Source organism: Stenotrophomonas sp. HMSC10F06 (assembly GCF_001807865.1).
Taxonomy (GTDB): Bacteria; Pseudomonadota; Gammaproteobacteria; order Xanthomonadales; family Xanthomonadaceae; genus Stenotrophomonas; species Stenotrophomonas bentonitica_A.
Genome location: NZ_KV791248.1, coordinates 14,228 through 36,302 on the forward strand (window position 1 = coordinate 14,228; position 22,075 = coordinate 36,302).

At 68.6% G+C, this 22,075-nt stretch carries 18 protein-coding genes; 6 read left to right on the plus strand and 12 right to left on the minus strand.

Translation table 11 applies throughout. The features are described from left to right. Positions 1-60 precede the first annotated feature (60 nt). Entirely contained in the window at positions 61-450 is a 390-nt protein-coding gene (locus HMPREF3113_RS00070; RefSeq protein ID WP_019185464.1) for a hypothetical protein, read from the plus strand. 56 nt (positions 451-506) lie between these two features. On the opposite strand, the gene HMPREF3113_RS00075 is transcribed toward HMPREF3113_RS00070, so the two are convergent. From HMPREF3113_RS00075 to HMPREF3113_RS00085, 3 genes are all read right to left on the minus strand, one after another. Beyond that, positions 507-1,049 carry a pseudouridine synthase gene (locus tag HMPREF3113_RS00075; protein WP_070469968.1) on the minus strand — a complete coding sequence of 181 codons (543 nt, stop codon included), beginning with the start codon at positions 1,047-1,049 and terminating at the stop codon, positions 507-509. Positions 1,050-1,119: 70 nt separating this feature from the next. Beyond that, on the minus strand, positions 1,120-1,380 hold the full coding sequence (locus HMPREF3113_RS00080; RefSeq protein ID WP_070469969.1) for a hypothetical protein: 261 nt from the start codon (positions 1,378-1,380) through the stop codon (positions 1,120-1,122). Positions 1,381-1,436: 56 nt separating this feature from the next. After that, on the minus strand, positions 1,437-2,246 hold the full coding sequence (locus HMPREF3113_RS00085) for a class I SAM-dependent methyltransferase (protein ID WP_083298664.1): 810 nt from the start codon (positions 2,244-2,246) through the stop codon (positions 1,437-1,439). 225 nt (positions 2,247-2,471) lie between these two features. Here HMPREF3113_RS00085 and HMPREF3113_RS00090 point away from each other — a divergent pair, with 225 nt between their 5' ends. Beyond that, positions 2,472-3,431, plus strand: a complete 960-nt coding sequence (locus HMPREF3113_RS00090) for an aldo/keto reductase (RefSeq protein WP_070469973.1) — start codon at positions 2,472-2,474, stop codon at positions 3,429-3,431. A 93-nt stretch (positions 3,432-3,524) separates the two neighbouring features. Here the strand turns inward: HMPREF3113_RS00090 and HMPREF3113_RS00095 are convergent, their stop codons facing one another. Further along, a complete protein-coding gene (locus HMPREF3113_RS00095) occupies positions 3,525-4,433 on the minus strand; it encodes an NAD(P)/FAD-dependent oxidoreductase (RefSeq protein ID WP_070469974.1) in 909 nt (302 codons plus the stop codon). After that, positions 4,423-4,875 (minus strand): Rrf2 family transcriptional regulator, encoded by a 453-nt coding sequence (locus HMPREF3113_RS00100; RefSeq protein WP_070469975.1) that lies wholly within the window; start codon positions 4,873-4,875, stop codon positions 4,423-4,425. The genes HMPREF3113_RS00095 and HMPREF3113_RS00100 overlap by 11 nt, the downstream gene beginning before the upstream one ends. Positions 4,876-5,056: 181 nt before the next feature. Here HMPREF3113_RS00100 and HMPREF3113_RS00105 point away from each other — a divergent pair, with 181 nt between their 5' ends. Then, on the plus strand, positions 5,057-7,189 hold the full coding sequence (locus HMPREF3113_RS00105) for a methyl-accepting chemotaxis protein (protein ID WP_070469976.1): 2,133 nt from the start codon (positions 5,057-5,059) through the stop codon (positions 7,187-7,189). A gap of 75 nt (positions 7,190-7,264) precedes the next feature. Here the strand turns inward: HMPREF3113_RS00105 and HMPREF3113_RS00110 are convergent, their stop codons facing one another. Further along, positions 7,265-8,167 (minus strand): LysR family transcriptional regulator, encoded by a 903-nt coding sequence (locus HMPREF3113_RS00110; RefSeq protein WP_019185472.1) that lies wholly within the window; start codon positions 8,165-8,167, stop codon positions 7,265-7,267. A gap of 127 nt (positions 8,168-8,294) precedes the next feature. Here HMPREF3113_RS00110 and HMPREF3113_RS00115 point away from each other — a divergent pair, with 127 nt between their 5' ends. Further along, positions 8,295-9,509: an MFS transporter gene (locus tag HMPREF3113_RS00115; protein WP_070469977.1), complete on the plus strand. Its 1,215-nt coding sequence runs from the start codon at positions 8,295-8,297 to the stop codon at positions 9,507-9,509. Positions 9,510-9,701: 192 nt separating this feature from the next. Continuing rightward, entirely contained in the window at positions 9,702-10,505 is an 804-nt protein-coding gene (gene dkgB, locus HMPREF3113_RS00120) for a 2,5-didehydrogluconate reductase DkgB (protein WP_070469978.1), read from the plus strand. 127 nt (positions 10,506-10,632) lie between these two features. Here dkgB and HMPREF3113_RS00125 read toward each other — a convergent pair whose 3' ends face one another. Genes HMPREF3113_RS00125 through mgtE form a run of 3 tightly spaced genes read right to left on the minus strand, consistent with a single transcriptional unit; the run spans position 10,633 to position 15,528 of the window. Beyond that, positions 10,633-11,328, minus strand: a complete 696-nt coding sequence (locus tag HMPREF3113_RS00125) for an alpha/beta fold hydrolase (protein ID WP_070469979.1) — start codon at positions 11,326-11,328, stop codon at positions 10,633-10,635. A 47-nt stretch (positions 11,329-11,375) separates the two neighbouring features. Beyond that, on the minus strand, positions 11,376-14,105 hold the full coding sequence (locus tag HMPREF3113_RS00130) for a bifunctional acetate--CoA ligase family protein/GNAT family N-acetyltransferase (protein WP_070469985.1): 2,730 nt from the start codon (positions 14,103-14,105) through the stop codon (positions 11,376-11,378). Positions 14,106-14,157: 52 nt separating this feature from the next. Next, complete coding sequence (gene mgtE, locus HMPREF3113_RS00135; protein ID WP_070469987.1) at positions 14,158-15,528, minus strand: magnesium transporter; 1,371 nt, start codon at positions 15,526-15,528, stop codon at positions 14,158-14,160. 345 nt (positions 15,529-15,873) lie between these two features. Here mgtE and HMPREF3113_RS00140 point away from each other — a divergent pair, with 345 nt between their 5' ends. Next, on the plus strand, positions 15,874-17,679 hold the full coding sequence (locus HMPREF3113_RS00140; protein ID WP_070426201.1) for a monovalent cation:proton antiporter-2 (CPA2) family protein: 1,806 nt from the start codon (positions 15,874-15,876) through the stop codon (positions 17,677-17,679). Positions 17,680-17,753: 74 nt separating this feature from the next. On the opposite strand, the gene HMPREF3113_RS00145 is transcribed toward HMPREF3113_RS00140, so the two are convergent. From HMPREF3113_RS00145 to HMPREF3113_RS00155, 3 genes are all read right to left on the minus strand, one after another. Further along, entirely contained in the window at positions 17,754-21,089 is a 3,336-nt protein-coding gene (locus tag HMPREF3113_RS00145; protein ID WP_070469989.1) for an ankyrin repeat domain-containing protein, read from the minus strand. Further along, positions 21,082-21,348, minus strand: coding sequence for a YcgL domain-containing protein (locus tag HMPREF3113_RS18210; protein ID WP_019185480.1), 267 nt, complete (start codon positions 21,346-21,348; stop codon positions 21,082-21,084). The genes HMPREF3113_RS00145 and HMPREF3113_RS18210 overlap by 8 nt, the downstream gene beginning before the upstream one ends. Before the next feature lie 261 nt (positions 21,349-21,609). Further along, positions 21,610-22,047 (minus strand): excinuclease ATPase subunit, encoded by a 438-nt coding sequence (locus HMPREF3113_RS00155; protein WP_070469990.1) that lies wholly within the window; start codon positions 22,045-22,047, stop codon positions 21,610-21,612. Positions 22,048-22,075: the final 28 nt, after the last annotated feature.

Here is a 22,075-nt window from a genome sequence, read left to right on the forward strand (position 1 = left end):
TAACACCGCGTACACGGCCATCGCGCGACACTGGATCAGAACCGAGGCAAAGGACCCCCCATGAGCAGATTGACCGTGATTACCGACCGCGCCCTCGAGCGCGCCCTGGACATCGCCAGCACCGCTGGTGACGGCCTCAAGCATGCCGGCAGCAACCTGCGCCACTTCGGCCCGCAGGCCACCGACTGGATCAAGACCGGCGCGGCGCTGGGCGCAGTCAAGACCGGCAGCAAGGTCGCCGCCAAGGTAGTGCGCCGCAATCCGGCCGTGACCATCGCCGCCGCCGCTGTCGGCGTCGGCCTGCTGGGCTACGCGCTGTACCGCAAGCAGCAGAAGAAGAAGCTCGCCAACGGCGGCGTGGTGAACGGCCAGGCGCAGCGCATCAGCGCCCGCAACCGCCGCAACGACACCGTGGTGGATGAAACCAGCGATATCGGCAGCGACGCCTGATCGGCTGACGCTTCACCGGATCCGCACGGAAACCGCCGGCCTCAGCCGGCGGTTTTTTATTGTCCGATCTCCCGCCATTGCCCAGGTTGCAGATCGCCGATCGCATGCGCGCCCATCGAGATACGCACCAGGCGCAACGTGGGCAGGCCGACCGCCGCGGTCATGCGTCGCACCTGCCGGTTGCGGCCCTCGCGCAGCGTGATCGCCAGCCACGCGTCGGGCACCGTCTTGCGGAAGCGCACCGGCGGCGTGCGTGGCCACAGTTCGGGTGCGGGCTCCAAGCGCTCGACACCGGCCGGCAATGTGGGGCCATCGTTGAGCAGCACGCCTCGGCGCAACGCCTGGACCTGCTCATCGGTCACCGTACCTTCCACCTGCACCCAGTAGGTCTTGTCGGCCTTGTGCCGCGGATCGGTCAACTGGTGGGCCAGGCCGCCATCGTCGGTGAGCAGCAGCAGGCCTTCGCTGTCGTAATCCAACCGCCCGGCGGCATACACCGCCGGTGGCAGACCGAAGCCGGCCAGCGTCGCGCGCGGCGGCTGGCTGCGGTCGGTGAACTGGCACAGCACATTGAACGGTTTGTTGAAGGCGATCAGCATCGGGGCGACAGCGGCGGTGGGGTGGTCCATTGTCCCATCCCCACGCCGACGCCGCGATCCGCGGCGAACGTTATCCGATGATCTTCATTTTGAGCAGGAAGTAGACCAGCACCAGCACCACGCCGCAGACAGTGGCGATGCGGGCTTGCCGTGCCCGGGGCCCGGTGGCGGGCGCATTTAACGCGCGACGCCCGTCCAGGGCTGCACCGGCGAGCAGGAGCCCGAAACCGGCGGCCCCCATCAGGTCATAGCCGTTGCGGCCGTAGAACACGAAATCAACGATCTTGATAAGCGTGACCACCGCCAACGCGATCAACAGCAGCTTCTTCAAACGTGCTTTCCTCTACCTTCCCTGGAACGCGCGGGCCATAGCCCGCGCGCGGTGTCTTACTTGCCCGGCTTCACGAAGCGCAGCGTCATGCGGTCGCTTTCGCCGATCGCCTGGTACTTGGCCTCATCGGCCGCGTCATGCTGGTTGGTCGGCGGCAGCGTCCACACGCCGTTCGGATAATCCTTGGTGTCGCGCGGGTTGGTGTTGATCTCGCTGCTGCCGGCCAGTTCGAAACCGGCGGCCTTGGCCATCGCGATCACCTGCTGCTGGCCCACGTAACCGGTCTTGTCGTCTGCCGGCACATCGGCCTTGGCACGGTGTTCCACCACGCCGAGCACGCCGCCCGGCTTGAGCACCGAGAAGAAGCCCTTGAACATGCCTTCGGCCTGGCCACTGCTGCGCCAGTTATGCACGTTGCGGAAGGTCAGCACCACGTCCGCCGAGTTGGCCGGGCCGAACACCGGAGCCTTCGGGTCGTAAGCCACCACACGGCTTTTGCCGAACACGGCAGCGTTGCCGGCAAATTTCTTGTCCAGCCCATCGCGGCTGCGCTGCTGGTAGTCGCGGCCACGTCCCTCCGCCACGGCCATCGGGTCGACCACGGCGGCCACGTACTGGCCCTTGTCGTGCAGCAGCGGCGCGAGGATTTCCGAGTACCAGCCGTTGCCCGGGGTGATCTCGATGACGGTCTGGCCCGGCGCGACACCGAAGAACGACAGGGTCTGCGCTGGATGGCGGTAGGCATCGCGCTTGACGTTGGCCGGATCGCGGCGGCTGTCCTGCACGGCCTTCTGCACGGCCGGGGTGATCGCGACCTGCGCGTTCGGGCCGGCGGGCTTGATGGCCATCGCGGGCGCGGCAAGCATCAGGGTGGAGACAGTGAACAGGCAGGCACAGGTCAACGAACGGGCTTTCATCGGCGGGGCTTCCGGTAACGGGATGCGGCGAGACTAGCAGCCAAGCGTGCACAGGTGTTCACAAAGCGTTAGTGCGACGCAGCAATCCAGAACACTGTTTTGTGCCTGCTGCCGCAACGCTGTCACCCCCCCGGCCGTATCCTGTGGAAACGATTCCCAGGGAGAACATCACCCATGACTGCTACGCGCGAACTCGGTCGTTCCGGCCTCCATGTCGCCCCCATCGCCTTCGGCGGCAATGTCTTCGGCTGGAGTGCGGACGAGAAGACCTCCTTCGCCCTGCTCGATGCCTTCGTCGAGGCCGGCTTCAACCTGGTCGATACCGCCGATGTCTATTCGGCGTGGGTGCTCGGTAACCAGGGCGGCGAGTCGGAAACCATCCTGGGCCGCTGGTTCAAGCACAGCGGCAAGCGCGACAAGGTGGTGCTGGCGACCAAGGTGGCCAAGTGGTCCGAACACCCGGGCCTGTCGGCCGACAACATCACCGCCGCCGTGGAGGATTCGCTGCGCCGCCTGCAGACCGACGTGATCGATCTGTACCAGGCCCACGAAGATGATGAATCCACCCCGCTCGAATCCACGCTGGCTGCTTTCGGTCGCCTGATCGAACAGGGCAAGGTACGCGCGATCGGTGCGTCCAACTACAGCGCCGAGCGCCTGCGCGATGCCTTGAAGGTCTCGGCCGATTACAAGCTGCCCCGCTACGAGACGCTGCAGCCGGAGTACAACCTGTACGACCGCGCCGGTTACGAAGCCGGGCTGGAAGCGGTAGTGCGCGAAGCGCAGCTCGGCGTGATCAGCTACTACTCACTGGCCAGCGGCTTCCTCAGCGGCAAGTACCGCAGTGCCGCCGATGCGGGCAAGAGCAGCGCGCGCGGCCAGAGCGTGGTGGACAAGTACGTCAATCCGCGTGGCCTGCGCATCCTGGGCGCACTGGACGACATCGCCAGCACGCATGGCGTGAGCCCGTCGCAGATCGCGATCGCGTGGTTGATCGCCCGTCCAGGCATCACCGCGCCGATCGTCAGCGCCACCAGTGTCGAGCAGTTGCACGATGTGCTGGCCGCCGCGAAGGTCGCGCTGTCGGCGCAGGATGTGCAGCAGCTGGATGCGGCGAGCGCCGAACAGGCCTGAGCCCACCGCCATGTATGACGGACAGCCGCCGCAGGGCGGCTGTTTCCGTGTGGGGTGGGCGCTCGGTTTCCGGCCCGGCCGAGCGCCCTCGCCTTATCGGCTGGCCCGGCTGTCTTCGGCGACCAGCGCGTGGTGCAGGCTGACGCCGGCGCGCACGCCTTCGGCACTGGCCAGGCTGATGTTGCCGACCAGCGTTGCATCGCCTGCGGCGTAGATGCCGGGCACGCTGGTCTGCTTGCCCGGGTCGACCTGGACCAGCACGCCGATCGGGCTGTTCTCCAGCACGCAGCCCAGCTGTTCCACCAGGGGTGTCGCCATGTGCTGGCGCGCGGTGACGAACAGCGCGCGCAGTTCAACCCGGCGGCCATCGGCGAGCACGGCAGCGCTCAGCGCCGGTGCCTCGCCTTCGAGACCGATCACGGCCTCGTGCTCGATGCTGACCCCGCGGTGCTGCAGGGCAGCGCGTTCTTCCGGTGCCAGTGTCATGCCGTGCGCGAACAGGGTGACGTTGCCCCAGTCCGCGAGCAACGCGGCCATCGTCGCGGATTTCTCATGCCCGCCCAGCAGGCCGATCGCGCCGCCGCCGATTTCATAGCCATGGCAGTACGGGCAGTGCACCACGCTGTGGCCCCAGCGCTCGGCCAGGCCGGGCAGTTCGGGCAGTTCATCGGCGATGCCGGTGGCCAGCAGCAGCTTGCGCGTGGCCCAGGTGTCACCGTTCGCGGTGCCGACCACGAAACCATCCACGGTCGGCTCGGTCGTGCTGACCGTATCGTTGACCCAGCGCACCGTCGGGTAGTCCAACAGCTGCGCCTTGGCGTTGCGCAGCAGCTCGGCACCGGCGATGCCATCCTGGCCCAGCACGCCCTGGGAATGGGCGGCGAAGCGGTTGCGGGGCAGGCCGCTGTCGATCACCAGGATCTCGCGGCGCGCACGCGCCAGGATCAGGGCCGCGGACAGGCCGGCGAAACTGCCGCCGACGACAATCGCATCAAACCTCATGGGGAACTCCTGCAGCGTGGTGGGCCAGGTGGCGGGCGAATTCTTCGCCCAGCGTGGCCAGGGTGGTGTCACGCAGGCGGGCCTCGAGCAGCGCCTGGGCCTGGCGGTAACTGTCGTCCAGCGCCTCGTTGACCACGCGCTGCACCGGGCAGCCGCGCCCGGTCTCGCGCGCACCGGTGTGCAGCAGGGGGGGCGCACCGATGGCGACATACACGTCGTGCAGGGTGATCTGCGCCGGTGCCCGCGCCAGTTGGCTGCCGCCGCCGTGGCCCCGCACCGTGGTCACCAGACCGCCCTTGTGCAGGGCGGACAGCAGGCGACGGATGACCACGGGGTGGGTGGGCAGGCAGGTCGCGAGCTGCTCGGAGGTGCGCGGGCCGTCCTGGTCGACCAGATGGGCCATCACATGCAAGGCGTCTGAGAACTGGTTGCTGGATTTCATGTAACTACATTAGTTACATATTGGTTGCGTGTCCAGTCCTGTTTCGTTCCATATGCGACCAAAATTAATCTACACGCCATCGTCACAACGTTTAATGGAACGGTAACCGTGATTGGCGTCGCACTTCAGGCCTTCTCCGGCAGACCGATACCGCATCGCCCTTCCTTACTTTTGATCTCTCATGACGTCCTCCGCACCGGCGCGTCCACGCGCCCTGAGTCTTCAATTCAAACTGCTGGGCGCGCTGTCGCTCGGCCTGGTCATCATCGTGCTGGCGGCCCTGGCCGGGCTGGGGTCGGCCTGGCGGAACCTGTCGGCCGAGGTACCGGTCGAGGTCGCCCGCAAAGCGCAGGCCGAGCTGCTGCAGCGTGAGTTCCGGCTGCAGGTGCAGGAGTGGAAGAACGTGTTGATCCGCGGCGCCGATGAAGCGCTGCGCGAGCGCCACCTGGCGGCGTTCGATGCGGAAGGACGCCGCATTGAAGCCCTCGCCGGCACGCTGGCGACCAGCCGCGATGAACAGACACGCACGCTGGCCAACCGGTTCCTGGCCGAGCACCGCGCATTGGAGGCCCGCTACCGCGGAGCGCTGGAGGCGTTCGCGGCCAGTGGCTATGACACCCAGGCCGGCGACGCGCTGGTGCGCGGCGCCGACCGCGCCGTGGGCGCCACGCTGGATGCCCTGGCGGCGCGCGCCAGCGAACGGGCCGAGTACGAGACCAGTGCAACCTCCGAGCGGGCACGCGCCGCGCTGGTCGCCTCGGCCATGGTCACGGCGCTGGCGGCGCTGGTGCTGCTGGCCGTGCTCACCCTGTGGCTGCGGCGCGCGGTGATCGCCCCGGTGGTCGCGGTCGAAGCCGCGGCCCGCGCGGTGGCGCGCGGCGATCTGGAGCATGTGGTGGTGGTGCGCAGCGGCGATGAGATCGGTCGCCTTGGCACCGCGATGCGCGAGGTTACCCAGACCCTGAAGGGCGTGCTGGCCGCGCAGGCGACGATGGCCCAGCGCCACGACGCCGGTGAGATCAGCTACCGCATGGACGCCACGGCATTCCCGGGCGGCTATGGGCAGATGGTCCGCGACACCAACACCCTGGTCGCCAACCACATCCAGGTGAAGCTGCGGGCGATCGAGATCATGGGCCACTACGCGGTCGGTGATCTATCGGTGGACATGGAACGCCTGCCCGGCGAGAAGGCGGTGATCACCCAGGCGCTGGATACCGCCAAGGCCAACCTCGGTGCGATCAATGCCGAGATCAAACGATTGGCGGCGGCAGCGGCCGTGGGCGATTTCAGCCAGCGCGGCGATGAGGCACGCTACCAGCACGACTTCGGCGAGATGGTCGGCGGCCTCAACCGCCTGATGCAGACCACCGAGCAGGATCTGGGCGAAGTGTCGCGCGTGCTGCAGGCGATCGCCGGGGGTGATCTGAGCGCGCGCATGCACGGCGACTTCCACGGGGTGTTCGCGCGCATGCGCGATGACATGGCGCGTACCACCGGTCAGCTGACCACCATCGTTGGCGACATCAAGCACGCCGCGCAGTCGATCCAGACCGCCGCCGGCGAGATCGCCGCGGGCAACAGCGACCTGTCGCGCCGCACCGAACAGCAGGCCGCCAACCTGGAAGAAACCGCCGCCTCGATGGAGGAACTCACCTCCACCGTGCGCCAGAACGCCGAGCATGCGCGCCAGGCCAACCAGCTCTCGATCAACGCCGCCTCGGTCGCTTCGCAAGGCGGTGAGGTGGTCGGCCAGGTGGTCACCACGATGGGGGCGATCCAGGCCTCGTCGCGGCAGATCGCCGAGATCATCAGCGTCATCGACGGCATCGCGTTCCAGACGAACATCCTTGCGCTCAACGCTGCGGTGGAAGCGGCGCGCGCCGGCGAGCAGGGCCGCGGCTTTGCGGTGGTCGCCAGCGAAGTGCGCACGCTGGCGCAGCGCTCGGCCAGCGCGGCCAAGGAGATCAAGGGGCTGATCGATCAATCCGTCACCGATGTCGACAGCGGCGCCGCACTGGTGCAGCAGGCCGGGCAGACCATGGGCGAGATCGTCGGCAGTGTGCAGCGCGTCACCGACATCATGGCCGACATCGCAGCCGCCTCGCAGGAACAGTCCGCCGGGATCGAGCAGGTCAACCAGACCGTGGTGCAGATGGACGAGACCACGCAGCAGAACGCAGCGCTGGTGGAAGAAGCTTCGGCGGCGGCGCGCAGCATGGAAGACCAGGCGCTGGCCCTGAACGCGGCGGTGGATGTGTTCGTGCTGGATGCCGGGCGCGGTGCGATGGGCGGATTGGCGCGGGCGGCGTAATGCAGCCGTCGTGCCGGCCGCTGGCCGGCAACCGCACGCAGTGGGCATCGCGGGGGAGCCGGCCAGCGGCCGGCACTACCGGACGTAGGGCGTGCCGACCATGGCCTGCGCCAGGTGATCGAGGAAGGAGCTGATCCGCGCCGAGACCGCCGTGTTGCGGTAGTACACGGCGTGGATCGGCTGGCGGACCTCCACGGTGATATCCGGCAGCACCTGCACCAGGGCGCCGGCCTCGCGGTCGCGGTGGGTCATGAAATCAGACAGGCTGACGATCCCGACCCCTTCCAGCGCCAGCCGGCGCAGCGTTTCGCCGCTGGAGACCGCCACCGCCGGGCGCACGTGCAGCAGCGCGTCGGTCGCCCCGGGCAGCGGCCAGTGATTGAGCGAGTCAGGCTCGTTGAAGCCGAGCAGGGTGTGCCCCGCCAGCGCCGCCACGTCGCGCGGGGTACCGTGCTGCGCCAGATATGCCGGGCTGGCCATCACGCGCAGCCGGCTGTGGGCCAGCGGCCGCGCGTGCAGGGTGGAATCGGCCAGCGGCCCGATCCGGATCGCCACATCGGTGCGCCGCTCCAGCAGATCGATGTAGCGCTCGCTGCTGTTGAGCTCCAGCGCCACCTCGGGATAGCGCGCGCGGTAGCTGGCCACCAGTGGGGCGATCACGTGCAGGACGAACGGCATCGCCGCATCCACGCGCAGGCGCCCGGCCGGTCGCTCACGGCGTGCGGCGATCTGCTCTTCGGCCGCCTCCACCGAGGCCACGATCGCGCGTGCCTGGGCCAGGAAAGCGTCGCCCTCCTCGGTCAGCTGCAGACGACGGGTAGTGCGGGTCAACAACGTGGTACCGAGTTTCTCCTCCAGCCGGCCAAGCGCCCGGCTCACACCGGAGGTGGTCTGGCCCAGCTGTTCGGCGGCAGCGGTGATCGACCCGCTGTCGATCACGGCGATGAAGGCCTGCATTTCATCAAGGGTGGTTTTCATGGCGGTGACACGGCGGGAGACCGCCCATTATTGACCATGAAGCAACAGTGATTGGCGTGAAGGCCGCTTTTTCCGCAAGAGTGCGGCGCGCAGACTGCGCAGCCTCACTCCCCACCGGTATCCGTCCATGTCCCGTGGTATCCCTTTGGCCTTGTTGGCGCTGACGCTGGGTGCGTACGCCATCGGCACGACTGAATTCGTCATCGTCGGCCTGATTCCGACGATCGCCGCCGACCTCGGCGTCACCCTGCCCTCGGCCGGCCTGCTGGTGTCGCTGTACGCACTGGGCGTGGCGGTCGGTGCCCCGGTGCTCACCGCGCTGACCGGCCGGGTGCCGCGCAAGACCCTGCTGGTCGCGCTGATGCTGCTGTTCACGCTCGGCAACGTGATCGCCTGGATGGCGCCGGGCTATGGCTCGCTGATCGTCGCGCGCGTGCTCACCGGCCTGGCGCACGGCGTGTTCTTCTCGATCGGCTCGATCATCGCCACCTCGGTCGTGCCCAAGGAGAAAGCGGCCAGCGCGATCGCGATCATGTTCACCGGCCTCACCGTGGCCCTGGTCACCGGCGTGCCGCTGGGCACCTTCATCGGCCAGCACCTGGGCTGGCGTGCGACCTTCCTGGCGGTGGCCGCGCTGGGCGTGATCGCGCTAGTCGGCAGCCTGCTGTTCGTGCCACGCAACCTGCAGCGCAGCGCGCCGGCGACCTTCGGCCAGCAGCTGTCGGTGCTGGCGCAGCCGCGCCTGCTGCTGGTGTATGCGATCACCGCGCTCGGCTACGGCGGCACCTTCCTGTCGTTCACCTACCTGGCGTCGATCCTGCAGGACGTCACCGGTTTCTCGGCCAATGCGGTCAGCGGCGTGCTGCTGGTCTATGGCGTGTCGGTGGCGATCGGCAACCTGTGGGGCGGCCGCCTGGCCGACCGCCGCGGTCCGATCCCGGCACTGAAGCTGATCTTCGCCCTGCTCGCGGCCGTGCTGTTCGTGCTCACCTTCACCGCCTACAACACCTGGCTGGTGCTGCTGACCGTCCTGGCGCTGGGCGCGGTGGCGTTCGGCAACGTGCCGGGGCTGCAGGTGTACGTGGTCAAGCAGGCACAGCGTTTCGCCCCGCAGGCCGCCGACGTGGCCTCGGGCCTGAACATCGCCGCCTTCAACATCGGCATCGCGCTCGGTGCTTCGCTGGGTGGCCTGGTGGTCGATCACTTCGGCCTGATGCACACCCCGTGGCTGGGCGCGCTGGTGGTGATGGGCGCCTTCGGCCTGACCGCGTTGAGCGGCCGCCTGGACCGCCGCGATGGGGTGGCCGACCGTGCCGAAGGCATCGCCGTGAGTGCGCATTGAGGGATTCCGGTCGCGGACCCGTGACCGCAGCCGACCAACGGTCGGCTCTACCTGACAGCCGACCAACGGTCGGCTCTACGTGACAGACGAGCAACGATTCGTTCCATGCAACCACAGCCGACCCACGGTCGGCTCTACCGTCGCTTTACGGTGCACGGCGTAGCCTGCACCTCACCCCATGAAGGAGTTTCCATGAGCATTCCCGCATTCGGTCTCGGCACGTTCCGCCTGAAAGGCCAGACCGTCATCGATTCGGTGCGCAACGCGCTGGACGTCGGCTACCGCGCCATCGATACCGCGCAGATCTACGAGAACGAGGCCGAGGTCGGCCAGGCCATCGCCGAATCCGGCGTGGCCCGCGATGAGCTGTTCATCACCACCAAGATCTGGATCGCCAACTTCCACCACGACGCGCTGCTGGACAGCCTGCGCGAGAGCCTGCGCAAGCTGCGCACCGACCATGTCGAGCTGACCCTGATCCACTGGCCGTCGCCGAAGGATGCCGTGCCGATGGCCGAGTATCTGGGTGCATTGGCCGAGGCGAAGTCGCAGGGCCTGACCCGGCAGATCGGCATCTCCAACTTCACCATCGCCCAGACCCGCCAGGCCATCGAGATCCTGGGGGCCGGGGCGATTGCCACCAACCAGATCGAAGTCCACCCGTACCTGCAGAACCGCGCGATGATCGCGTTCCTGAAGGACCAGGGCATCCATGTCACCGCATACATGAGCCTGGCCTACGGCGAAGTACTCAAGGACCCGGTCATCCAGGCCATCGCCGAGCGTCACCAGGCCACCCCGGCCCAGGTCGCGCTGGCGTGGGCGTTGCAGCAGGGCTTTGCGGTGATTCCGTCCTCGACCAAGCGCGACAACCTGGCCGGCAATCTGCTCGCGGCCGACCTGCGTTTGAGCAATGAGGACATGGCGCAGATCGCCACGCTGGATCGCGGGCATCGCCTGGCCAATCCGGAAGCGATCGCGCCAGCCTGGGATTGATCGGCAGGGTCCGAGGGTTGGTCGGGCGTGGGTGGTGCGTGCCGACCAACGGTCGGCACCTACCGGAAGAGCCAGCGCCTGATCAACGACGTGGGCATCATCGGGAAGCGCCGGCCGCTGGCCGGTATCACCGCAACCAGTCCCGCATTGCGGCGCTGACCTCGTCCGGCTTCTCCATCGGGGCCAGATGCCCGCAGTCGGGCAGCACCACCAGGTGCGAGTGCGGCACCAGCGCATGCATCTCCTCGCTGATCGCCAGCGGGGTGATGCGGTCGTTCGCACCACACACGATCAACAGTGGATCGCGGTACCCGGCCAGCACGTCGTGGCCATCCACCCGATCCAGGGCGCTCTGGCGCAGGAACACCTCCGCACCCAGCCGCGCGGTCATGTCGCGTATGCGCTGCACCAGCACATCGTCATCCAGCCGCGAGGCGTCGATGTAGCTGCGCATCAACGCATCGCCGAAGCCGTGGAATTTTCCGGGCAGGCGCACGCTGGCCTGCTGGGTCTGGCGTCGCCTGGCACGCTCGGGCGAGTCGGCATGGATCGAGGTATCGATCAGGGCCAGCCGCAGAACGCGTTCCGGCGCGGTGCGCAGGATCGCCTGCGCCACGAACCCACCCAGCGAGAAACCGGCCAGGGCGAAACGCGCCGGTGCCTGGGCCAGCACGTCATCGACCACCGCCTGCATCGTCTCGCCACGGGTCTGGTCGCCGACGATGCAGTCGGCGATATCGGACAGGTCGGCAATCTGCGCACGCCAGAGTTCAGCGTCATTGAGCAGGCCGGGGAGCAGCAGCAGGGGGAGGCGATCGGTCATGCCGTATTGTCGCTCCGCCAACGTGCACACGTCGTACCGCGATCGGCTCAGTGCGTTGCAGGATCGGGCGCCTGCGGCACCTGCACGTCCTGCACAGGCAGGGTCACCACCATCACCGTGGAATCGTCCGGGTCCAGTCGCGTCTTGAAGCCCAGGCTCTGGCACATCGCCAGCATGGTGCTGTTTTCGCGCAGCACCTGGCCTTCAATGATGTTCAGGCCGAGCCACTGGGCGTACTCGATCATGATCGCCATCAGCCGCCAGCCGATGCCGTGGCCCTTGAGGTCGGAGCGGATCAGGATGCCGTACTCGCCGCGGTCGTAGTCCGCATCGGCGTGCAGCCGCACCGCGCCGAGCATGTCGCCGCTGCGCGGGTCGATCGCCACCAGCGCGATGGAGCGCGCGTAGTCGAGCTGGGTCAGGCGTGCGATGAACTCGTGGCTGAAATGCTTCACCGACTGGAAGAAGCGCAGGCGCAGGTCGTCGTCGGTCACGCGGGCGAAGAACGCGCGGAACAGCGCGTCGTCCTCGGGGCGGACCGGACGTACGAACGCCGGCGCGCCGTCGGACAGGGTAATGGTGCGCTCCCACTCCTTCGGGTACGGAAATACCGCGAAGCGCGGATGGCCGCGGCCCTTGTGCAGTTTGCGCGAGGGTTCGATCGCCACGCGCGCATCGAGTGCGATCACGCCGTCGCGGTCAGCCAGCAGCGGATTGATGTCGAGCGTGCGGATCTCGGGAATGTCGGCGGCAAGCTGGGCAAGCTTGACCAGGATCAGCGCGACTGCACGTTCGTCGGCGGCCGGGACATCGCGGTACGCCTTGAGGATGCGTGAGACCCGCGTGCGGCCGATCAGTTCATGCGACAGGCGCAAGTCCAGCGGCGGCAGGGCGATCGCCTTGTCGTCGATCACTTCGACCGCGGTGCCGCCGCGACCGAACACGATCACCGGGCCGAACGTCGGGTCATCGGCGATGCCGGCAATCAGCTCGCGCGCCTTGGGCCGCACGATGGTCGGCTGCACCAGCACGCCATCGATGCGCGCATCGGGTCGCTTCTCGTGCGCGCGCGCGATGATCGAGGTGGCCGCCGCATGCACCGACTGCAGGGTGCTGAGGTTCAAGCGCACCCCGTCCACATCGGACTTGTGCGGAATGTCGGCCGAGAACACCTTGATCGCGACCGTGGCGCCCTGCTCCAGCAGCGGCTGGGCCAGGTCCATCGCCTCGTGCGCATCCCGTGCCTGCATCACCGGTGCGGACGGAATGCCATAGGCGCTCAGCAGCTGGTGGGTAGCGATCGGGTCCAACCACTGTTGGCCGGCGGCGAGCGCCGCCTCCACCAGCGCGCGGGCGCCGGCGGTATCGACCACGAAATCCTCGGGCAGGCTGGGCGGAGTTTCCATCAACGCGGCCTGCGCGTCACGGTAGCGCACCAGGTGCTGGAAGCCGCGCACGGCCTCGGCTTCGGTCGGGTAGGTCGGCACACGTGCGGCATTGAGCGTGGCGGTGGCGCGGTCGTCGTTGCCCAGCCACACCGCGAACACCGGCTTGTCGCGGTGATGGCGCGGGCGCAGGCCCAGCGTACGGGTCAGCGCCTGCGCGGCATCGGCCGAGGAGGTGAACGCGGTCGGCACGTTGACCACCAGGACCGCGTCGTTCTCGGTATCGGACATCAGCGCTTCGATCGCCGCAGCGTAGCGGTCGCCGTCGGCATCGACCACGATGTCGACCGGATTGCTGCGCGACCAGCCCTGCGGCAGCACCGCATCGAGCTGGGCGACGGTGGCCGGCGACAGCTCGGCCAGGCTGCCGCGCAGGGCCAGCAGCTGATCCACCGCCAGCCGCCCTACCCCACCGCCGTTGCTCAGGATCGCCAGCCGGCGCCCGGGGAAGGTGCCGAGCCGGCCCAGCGTTTCGGCCGCGGTGAACAGTTCGTCCAGCGCGCTGACGCGCAGCAGGCCGGCGCGGTTGAACGCCGCGCCATACACCGCATCGGCACTGGCCAGCGCCTGTACGTGGGTATCGGCATCGGGATTGATGCGGATATGACGGCCGGACTTGACCACCACCACCGGCTTGGCACGCGCCGCGGCGCGCGCGGCCGACATGAACTTGCGCGCGTCACGGATGTGCTCGACGTAGAGCAGGATCGCGCGGGTGCGGTAATCGGTGGCGAAGTAGTCGAGCAGATCGCCGAAGTCGACATCCAGGGTGTCACCCAGCGAGACCACGGCGGAAAAACCGACCGAGCGTGCCACGCCCCACTCCACCAGGGCCGCGGCGATCGCGCTGGATTCGGAGATCAGGGCCAGATCGCCGGCCTGCGGGAAATGCGCGGCGATGCTGGCGTTCAAGCGCGCGTGCGGGGCGATCACGCCCAGGCAGTGCGGACCGAGTATGCGCAGGCCCTTGGGCCGTGCCGCCGCTTCCACCTGTGCGGCCAGCGAGCCCGGGCCCTCGCCCAGGTTGGCAGTGAGGATAATCGCCGCGCTGACGCCGCGCTCGGCGGCGGTGGCCACCACCTGCGGCACGATGCTGGCCGGGGCGGTGATCACCACCAGCTCGGGCACCCAATCCAGGTCCTTGAGCCGCTTCACGGTGCGGATGCCGTCGATCTCGCTGTACCGTGGGTTGATCCAGGCGACCTTGCCGGGGAAGCCGGTGCCGCGCAGGTTGCGCATCACCGCCCGGCCGGCGGAACGTTCACGCGGGCTGCCGCCGATCACGGCGACCGACTGCGGGCGGAAGACGGCTTGCAGGTGGTAGGTGCTCATGCGACCAGACAGTAACAGGGACGGGGGTGGTTATTAACCACCCCCGTCCCTGTTAAAGCAGGGTGCCGCGCAGGATCATCGCGGCGATGCTGAAGTAGATGACCAGGCCGGTGACGTCCACCAGCGTGGCCACGAACGGGGCCGAGGCGCTGGCCGGGTCGAAGCCCAGGCGCTTGAGGATGAAGGGCAGCATCGAGCCGGACAGCGAGCCGAAGGTGACGATGCCGACCAGGGCCGCGCCGATGGTCAGTGCCAGCAGCTGCCAGTGCTCGCCGTAGTCGTGCAGGCCCAGCAGCTGCCAGGACACGATGCGGATGATCGCCAGCACGCCCAGGATCGCGCCCAGGGTGATGCCGGTCGGCACCTCGCGCAGCGCCACCTTCCACCAGTCACGCAGGCGCAGCTCGCGCAGGGCCAGGCTGCGGATCAGCAGCGAAGTGGCCTGCGAGCCGGAGTTGCCGCCCGAGCTCATGATCAGCGGGATGAACAGCGTCAGCACCACCGCGCGTGCCAGCTCGTCCTCGTAGTGCTGCATCGCGCTGGCGGTCAGCATCTCGCCCAGGAACAGCACGCTCAGCCAGCCGGCACGCTTGCGCAGCATCTCGAAGAAGCCGATCTGCATGTACGGCTTTTCCAGCGCCTCCATACCGCCGAACTTGTGCACGTCCTCGGTGGATTCTTCGATCAGGGCATCGAGGATGTCATCCACCGTAACGATGCCAAGCACATGGTGCTGCGCGTCGACCACCGGAATCGCGAGCAGGTCGTGGCGGCGGATCAGCTGCGCCACCTCTTCCTGATCCAGCTGCACCTCCACCGTTACCGGCGGGTTGACCTGGGCAACGTCGAGGATGGGCTCCTCGGGCAGCCCGGTGATCAGCCGGCGCATGGTCACCACCTGCACCAGCGCGCGGGTGTGCGGGTCCAGCACATAGATCGCGTAGACGGTCTCGCGGGTGCGCTCGACCTCGCGGATGTGCTGCAGGGTGCGGCCGACCGTCCAGTCCGAGGGCACGCTGACGAACTCGGTGGTCATCAGCGCGCCGGCGGTGTGCGCCGGGTAGCTCAGCAACTGCTGGATCGCCTTGCGCGCCTCCGGGCTGAGCAGCGGGATCAGGCGCGCGCGCTCGTCCTCGTCCAGCTCGTGGACGATATCGGTGGCGCGGTCATCGGCCATCAGCCCGAGCAGGGCGGCGGCGCGGGCCACCGGCATGGCCGCCACCAGATCGCCACCGCGGTTGAGCTCGGGCTGCTCGAGCATCTTCACCGCGCGCGGCAACGGCAACGCGGCCAGCGTGTCGGCGGCGCGCGACAGGCTCAGCGTGTTGAGGAATTCCACCGCATCGGCGGTGTTGAAATTATCGAGGGGTGCGCTCAAGGAGGCGGCATCGGCCACCGGGCGCAGCAGGTCTTTCTGGTTCATCGTATTCGCCTGTGGGTATCGCATTGCGCGACGCCAACGCTGGCGAACCGACCCGTGTCAGGCGGTCGCCATCGCTGGCGTCGAGCAAGGTCGACTTCTACTGTCGCTGGACATGGGTTGGGGACTCCGGATGGGTTTACTGCCGACGGCGGACGCCAGCAGCGGCGGGCAGTCTGGACCCCGGTGTGACGCAGGTCAACCCTTGGGGAGCGCGCCGTTCGGGTAACAGTGGCCTTCGGCCGGCATCGCGGCCGCATAATGGCGCGTGGCCCCGGCCACGGGCCCCGGCTGCCCCGGGGAGGCTTTCCACCCGCACGGCACACGATCCCATGAGCAGGTTCTCCCATGCATAGCGGCGCGCTCGAGCTGGCCCTGGTGCTGCTGCTGGCCGCGGTGATCGCTGTGCCGGTGTTCAAGAAGCTCGGCCTGGGCGCGGTGCTCGGCTACCTCGCCGCCGGCGTGGTGCTCGGCCCCGATGGGCTGGGCTTCGTGCAGGACGCCGACCGCATCCTCAGCGCCGCCGAGATCGGCGTGGTGATGCTGCTGTTCGTGATCGGCCTGGAGTTGTCCCCCGCCCGCCTGAAGGTGATGCGCCGCTCGGTGTTCGGGGCCGGCGCGCTGCAGGTGGCGCTCAGCGCCCTCGTGCTCGGCAGCCTGCTGATGCTCGATCATTTCCAGTGGAAGAGTGCGTTGATCGTCGGCATCGCGCTGGCGCTGTCCTCCACGGCGGTCGGCCTGCAGCTGCTGTCCGAGCACAAGGCGATCAACAGCGATTACGGGCGGCTCGGGTTTGCGATCCTGCTGTTCCAGGATCTGATCGCGATCCCGTTGCTGGCCGCGATTCCGCTGCTCGGCGGTGCGCGCAACGACACCCTGCAGTGGAACGACGTGGCGATCGCGATCGGCGCGCTGGCCGTGGTGATCCTGTGCGGCCGGCCGGTGCTGCGCCGGTTGTTCAACATCATCGCGCGTACACGCAGCCCCGAAGTATTCACCGCCACTGCGCTGCTGGTGGTGCTGGGCACCGCGTGGTTCATGCAGGAGGCCGGCCTGAGCCCCAGCCTCGGCGCGTTCCTGGCCGGCGTGCTGTTGTCCGATTCGGAATTCCGGCACGAACTGGAATCGCAGATCGAGCCGTTCAAGGGCCTGCTGCTCGGCCTGTTCTTCATCGCGGTGGGCATGGGCATCGACCTGGACCGCATCATCGCCGAGCCGATGATGATCGCCGCCGGCGTGGCGATCCTGCTGGTGGTGAAGTTCGGCCTGCTGTTCGGGATCGGCAAGCTGGCCAAGCTGCGTACCCGCCATGCGGTACTGCTGGGCAGCGTGCTGTGGTTGGGCGGCGAGTTCGCCTTCGTGGTGTTCAACGAGGCGCAGCGCGCGCATCTGCTGGGCAGCGCCAACCATGATCGGCTGGTGGCGATCGTGGGTCTGTCGATGGCGATCACACCGCTGCTGATGATCGTCCTGATCCGCCTGCTGGGTCGCGACGAGGGACCCAAGGCCCCCGTCCAGCCTGCTGACAAGGTCGACATCAACGATGTACAGCCGCAAGTGATGATCGCCGGCATGGGCCGCTTCGGCCAGGTGGTGGCGCGCCTGCTGACCGCGCAGAAGATTCCCTTCGTGGCGCTGGAGTCGAACCCGGACACGGTCTCGGACCTGCGCCGGTTCGGCAACAAACTCTATTACGGCGACCCGACCCGACCGGAGATGCTGCGCGCCGCAGGTGGCGAACACATCCGCGTGTACGTGGTCACGCTGGATGATCCGGACGCCAACATGCGGGCCACGCGGCTGATCCGGCGCATGTATCCGGATGCGGTGGTGCTGGTGCGCGCACGCAACCGCCAGCATGCGTGGCGGCTGATGGACATGTCCGCCGAGCCGTTCCGCGAGGTGTTCGGCACCAGCCTGGAACTGAGCGAACGGATGCTGATCGCGCTGGGCATGTCGGTGGAGACCGCACGCAGCCATGTGCAGCGCTTCCGCGAGCACGACGAAAAACTCCTGCGCGATCAGTACCTGGTCTACGACGACGAAGCGGCGGTGATCCAGACCTCGCGCGATGCGCGTGCGGACCTGATGCATCTGTTCGAGGCGGATGCGGAGAGTGATGGGAAGGGCGCGGACGACCGTCCGCAGCATTGATGAACCTGCGGATGCACCGTCGCGTGCATCATTGATCCGCTGCCGGCCAGCGGCCGGCACTACCCGCCGCGGAGTCAGCCGTTATCGCGCAGGAACCGGGCCATCGAGGAGACGCCCGGCACCAGCGGTTCGAATTCGCCAGCGACGTCGATGAAGCCGCGCATCACCGCGATCTCGCGCGGGCTGCGGTTGAGCGCGTCGCGTACATCCGGATCGGCACCGGCACGCAGCAGGCGCTGCACCAGCAGCGGCAGGCCGTGCAGCGCCGCCAGATGCAGTGGACCGAAGCCGCGCGGATCACGCACGTCCAGCGAGACCTCTTCGTCCAGCAGACGCTCCACCGCAGCGAGCACGATCTGCTCGTCGCAGGCGGTGCCCGGCTCGGCGCGTGCGCCGAGCAGCAGCAGCAACGGCGTGACCGAGCCGGCGGCGGCCTGGTCCGGTTCGGCACCGGCCAGCAGCAGGGTGTCGAGCAGGGCGAGCAGACGCGCACGGTCCCGCGCGCTGAAGCCGTACAGCGCCGCGCAGTGCAGCGGACCCAGTTGCTGGGCATCGCCGGCGTGCACGTTGGCACCGGCGGTGAGCAGGCGCGAGACGATGTCCGGCAGGCCCAGCGCGGAGGCCAGCATCAGCACGGTGACGCCGCCCGGCAGGCGGTATTCGAGTTCGGCACCGGCATCGAGCAGCGCCGAGACGATATCCACCTGGCGCATGCTGACTGCCGCCGAAAGCGGCGTGGCGCCACTGGCGGCGGCATGCTGCGGGTTGGCACCGCGGGTCAGCAGCAGATCCACCACGGCCAGGTGACCGCCACCAGCGGCGCGCAGCAGCGCGGTGCAGCCCTGGGCGTCGACGGCATCGACCCCGAACCCCAGGTCGATCAGGCGACGCACGGCATCGGCATCGCCGGCCATCGCAGCGGCCGGCAGGTCACCGTCGCGCAGCGCGCGGCGCGGCAACGGCCACACCCGCCAGTCCAGCCAGTCGGCGAGGTCGCGGCGGCCGATCGACAATGCCACGCCCAGCGGGGTCTGGCCGTCGGCGGCGCGGGCTTCGGGTGAGGCGCCCTGCTGCACCAGCAGTTTGATCGAGCCTTCGCGCGCGAGCGCCGTGGCCAGATGCAGGGCGGTCATGCCATGGCTGTCGCGCGCTTCGCGGTCCACGCCCAGCGTCAGCAGGGCCTGCTGCAGGCGCAGCCAGCCCAGGCGGACGGCCAGCGAGAGCGGCGGGTCGCCCGCCGGCGACGGCGCGAACGGGTCGGCGCCGCGTTCCAGCAGTTCGAGTGCAAGCTGCTCCAGGCCACGCGAGGCGTGGTCATGCTGGGCGCAGGCGCTCAGCAGGCGCGCCAGGCCACCGCGACCGGCCGGGGAGAGGCCGCGGCGCAGCAGCACCTGCAGGGCCGGCACCGCATCGATGCCGCGCGCCAGCAGCGCGAACATCGGGGTATCCCCGCAGGCATCGAGCACTTCCGGGGCCGCGCCATGCGCCAGCAGCCAGTCCAGCGCCTGCGGGTCCAGGGCCAGTTCGGCATCGTGCAGCAGCGCACCGAGTTCTTCGGGCGCGCACAGGCGGGCCAGGGCCGCCATGCCCTCGACGTTGCCGAAGCTCAGTGCTTCGCGCAGCAGTTCCAGTGGCGGGCGGTCCGGCAGCGACGCAGGAGCCGCATCGCTGTCACCGGACATCACCAGCCCATCGCTGACCGCCGAGGGCAGCGGATAGGACGGATCCAGCAGCGACACGATGGCCCAGCGCCCGGCACCGGCGGCGATGTCCACCGCGCGTCGGCCCTGCGGATCGGCCACGTCGGCGGCGATGCCCAGGTCGCGCAGGCGGCGCACCAGCAGCGGCGAGACGTCGTCGGCCATGCAGGCCAGCAGCACCGCGTTGCGGCCTTCGCCATCCACCGCATTGAGGTCGGGATGGTGCGGCAGCAGGTGTTCGACCACGCCGGCCCGGCCACCACGCGCGGCCTCCAGCCACGGCGTGCGCGCCAGTGCATCGCGTGCTTCCAGGTTGGCGCCGGCGGCCAGCAGCACGTCGATGATGTCGACATGGCCGGCCAGCGCGGCTTCGTGCAGCGCACTGCGGCGCTGGCGGTCGCGCGCATCGGCGCGGGCCTTGTGCTTGAGCAGCAGCTGCACACCGGCCGGGTCGTCTTCTTCAGTGCCGGCCGCGGCCAGCAGCACGGGCGTGCCCTCGGCCGGCTCGGTCTTGGCCCCGCGTTCGAGCAGGAACTTGGCCAGCCGCCAGTTGCCGACCTGGCAGGCCACGGCCAGCGGCGACCAGCCGTCGTCATTGAGCGCGTCCACTTCCGCGGCGGCATCGCGCAGCAGCGCGGCGACACCGGGATCGGAACTGCGCGCCGCGTGATGCAGCGGCGTGTTGCCCTCGCTGTCCACCGCGCGCGGGTCGGCGCCATTGGCGAGCAGGGTCATCACCGCCTCGGGGCGACCGTGCCAACTGTCGCGGGTAGCAGCCAGCAGCGGGGTCATGCCACGGTGCGGGGCATTGACGCCCACGCCGCGCGCGATCAGTTCGCGCAGCAGGCGCAGGTCGGGCAGCACCGCGGCCAGCACGGCCAGGCTGCGCTGGTCGCGCCAGGCTGGATCGGGCAGCCCGTGCGGGTCGGCGCCGGCCTGCAGCAACTGCAGGGCACGGTCGACCCGGCCGCTGCGCGCCGCGTCATACAGCGCCGGCTGCTGTTCGTGCAGGCTGATCGATTCCAGCGGTTTGGGCTCGGCGTACGCGTCGGCGAACAGATCATCGCGGTCACCGCGGGTCTCGGCCGGTACCGGTGCGCTCAGGGTCGATGCGGGGGCAATCGCCTGCAGCAGCACGTGCGCCAGCGGGGACAGCAGTACCACTGCAGCGGCGATCGGCCAGTGCAGCGCCGCCGAAACCAGGCCCGGCCACGCCGGCAGCACCACCAGCGCGCACACCAGCACCACCAGCGCAGCAACGGCCAGCCCGCGCCAGGCGGTCAGGTCGCGTCCGGCCAGGGTCTGCCAGTGACGGGCCAGGCTGCCTTCGCTGCGTTCCACGTCATTCCACAGCGGCCAGGTCCGCCAGACCCCGAGCAGCGCGGCGCTGACCGCCACGCTCACGCCGAGCACGGCGGCCAGGCTGCCGCTGTCGTGCAGGGCACTCAGCGGCCAGGCCACCAGCAGGGTCAGCAGCAGCGGGCCCAGCCCCCACAGCGCCAGCAGCGCAGGCGCATCCTGACGGACCACCTGCGGCAGCGGCTGCAGCGAGCGGGTGCGGCGCCACCACGAGACCGCCAGCGCGAACGCGGGCTGGGCCAATGCGGCGCACACGGCACCGGACACGCCGCCGATGGCCGCAGCCAGGGCCAGCAGCGCACCGAGGGCGGCAGCAGATGCGACGGCGCGGGGGCGTTGGGATTCAATCATTGCGTCGCGGGAACCTGACCGGCGCCAAGGGAGGCGGCGGCAACTGCAGATGGAATCCACGCTCGGTCAGGTTCTGGCGCACTTGTGCGGCATCGACCTGGGCGAGGCGACGGTCGGGAGTCAGGGCCACTTCGAGAACGAACTGGAACGGCGCCAGCGAGGCCTTTACCGCGTCAGGGATGACCGAGAAGTCATCACGAACGGCGAGATAGACGAAGCTGTCCTGCTTGCGTTGGCTTTTATAGACGTAGGCTTGCATGCCGCAGGGCGTTGCCCAGGGTAGTGAATGACAATGATTGTGGAGGAAAGCCGGCACAGGTGAAAGCCACGTGCACTGTCTACCGTCGGTTTTCCGTCACGCGACAGCATCAGGTTCATCAATGTCGTGATGTCGTTCAGCTGGGCGCCGCTGCAGTCTGCCGATGCCGCTGTGATGAATGCGTCGCTGCGGCGATGCCGCCGGTACCTGCGTTGGCCGCTGCATGGACCACCGCCCCGGCAGGGACGGTGGTCCGGGGGCTCACTTCACCTTGGCGTAGGTGCCCTTCAGCGCCACGCCGGCCAGGATCGCGCCCGCGTAGCATTCGTAGTTGGCGGTGCTCTTGAACTCGTTCTTCTTGTAGTAGCTGACGATGTCGACCACGGCATTGGCACCGCGCGACTTTGCCCCATCCTGCAGCGCGCGCAGCGCCGACAGCGCCACCCAGCGGCAGGCTTCGGCATCGCTCTTGTTGGCGGCGTTGGTCTTCTTGTTGGTCACGTCCTCGCCCAGGCGTTCCACTACGCTGACCTTTTCACCGGCCAGATAGAACTTCACGCTGCCGTCGATGCCCACGTTGCGGGCTTCAGCGGAATTGACCAGCTCATGCAGCGACTGCTCGACACGGGTTTCGCGGGCTTGGGCGGTACTGGCCAGGGCGAGCAGCGCGGTGGCGGCGATCAGGGCAAAACGACGCATTCAACTTTCTCCTTGTTGGGGGGATGCG

What these genes read in the sequence shown, in the direction of transcription:
- HMPREF3113_RS00070 (WP_019185464.1), top strand. Translation starts at nt 61, where the DNA reads ATGAGCAGATTGACCGTGATTACCGACCGCGCCCTCGAGCGCGCCCTG.
- HMPREF3113_RS00075 (WP_070469968.1), bottom strand. Translation starts at nt 1,049, where the DNA reads ATGCTGATCGCCTTCAACAAACCGTTCAATGTGCTGTGCCAGTTCACC.
- HMPREF3113_RS00085 (WP_083298664.1), bottom strand. Translation starts at nt 2,246, where the DNA reads ATGCTTGCCGCGCCCGCGATGGCCATCAAGCCCGCCGGCCCGAACGCG.
- HMPREF3113_RS00090 (WP_070469973.1), top strand. Translation starts at nt 2,472, where the DNA reads ATGACTGCTACGCGCGAACTCGGTCGTTCCGGCCTCCATGTCGCCCCC.
- HMPREF3113_RS00095 (WP_070469974.1), bottom strand. Translation starts at nt 4,433, where the DNA reads ATGAGGTTTGATGCGATTGTCGTCGGCGGCAGTTTCGCCGGCCTGTCC.
- HMPREF3113_RS00100 (WP_070469975.1), bottom strand. Translation starts at nt 4,875, where the DNA reads ATGAAATCCAGCAACCAGTTCTCAGACGCCTTGCATGTGATGGCCCAT.
- HMPREF3113_RS00105 (WP_070469976.1), top strand. Translation starts at nt 5,057, where the DNA reads ATGACGTCCTCCGCACCGGCGCGTCCACGCGCCCTGAGTCTTCAATTC.
- HMPREF3113_RS00110 (WP_019185472.1), bottom strand. Translation starts at nt 8,167, where the DNA reads ATGAAAACCACCCTTGATGAAATGCAGGCCTTCATCGCCGTGATCGAC.
- HMPREF3113_RS00115 (WP_070469977.1), top strand. Translation starts at nt 8,295, where the DNA reads ATGTCCCGTGGTATCCCTTTGGCCTTGTTGGCGCTGACGCTGGGTGCG.
- dkgB (WP_070469978.1), top strand. Translation starts at nt 9,702, where the DNA reads ATGAGCATTCCCGCATTCGGTCTCGGCACGTTCCGCCTGAAAGGCCAG.
- HMPREF3113_RS00125 (WP_070469979.1), bottom strand. Translation starts at nt 11,328, where the DNA reads ATGACCGATCGCCTCCCCCTGCTGCTGCTCCCCGGCCTGCTCAATGAC.
- HMPREF3113_RS00130 (WP_070469985.1), bottom strand. Translation starts at nt 14,105, where the DNA reads ATGAGCACCTACCACCTGCAAGCCGTCTTCCGCCCGCAGTCGGTCGCC.
- mgtE (WP_070469987.1), bottom strand. Translation starts at nt 15,528, where the DNA reads ATGAACCAGAAAGACCTGCTGCGCCCGGTGGCCGATGCCGCCTCCTTG.
- HMPREF3113_RS00140 (WP_070426201.1), top strand. Translation starts at nt 15,874, where the DNA reads ATGCATAGCGGCGCGCTCGAGCTGGCCCTGGTGCTGCTGCTGGCCGCG.
- HMPREF3113_RS00145 (WP_070469989.1), bottom strand. Translation starts at nt 21,089, where the DNA reads ATGATTGAATCCCAACGCCCCCGCGCCGTCGCATCTGCTGCCGCCCTC.
- HMPREF3113_RS18210 (WP_019185480.1), bottom strand. Translation starts at nt 21,348, where the DNA reads ATGCAAGCCTACGTCTATAAAAGCCAACGCAAGCAGGACAGCTTCGTC.
- HMPREF3113_RS00155 (WP_070469990.1), bottom strand. Translation starts at nt 22,047, where the DNA reads ATGCGTCGTTTTGCCCTGATCGCCGCCACCGCGCTGCTCGCCCTGGCC.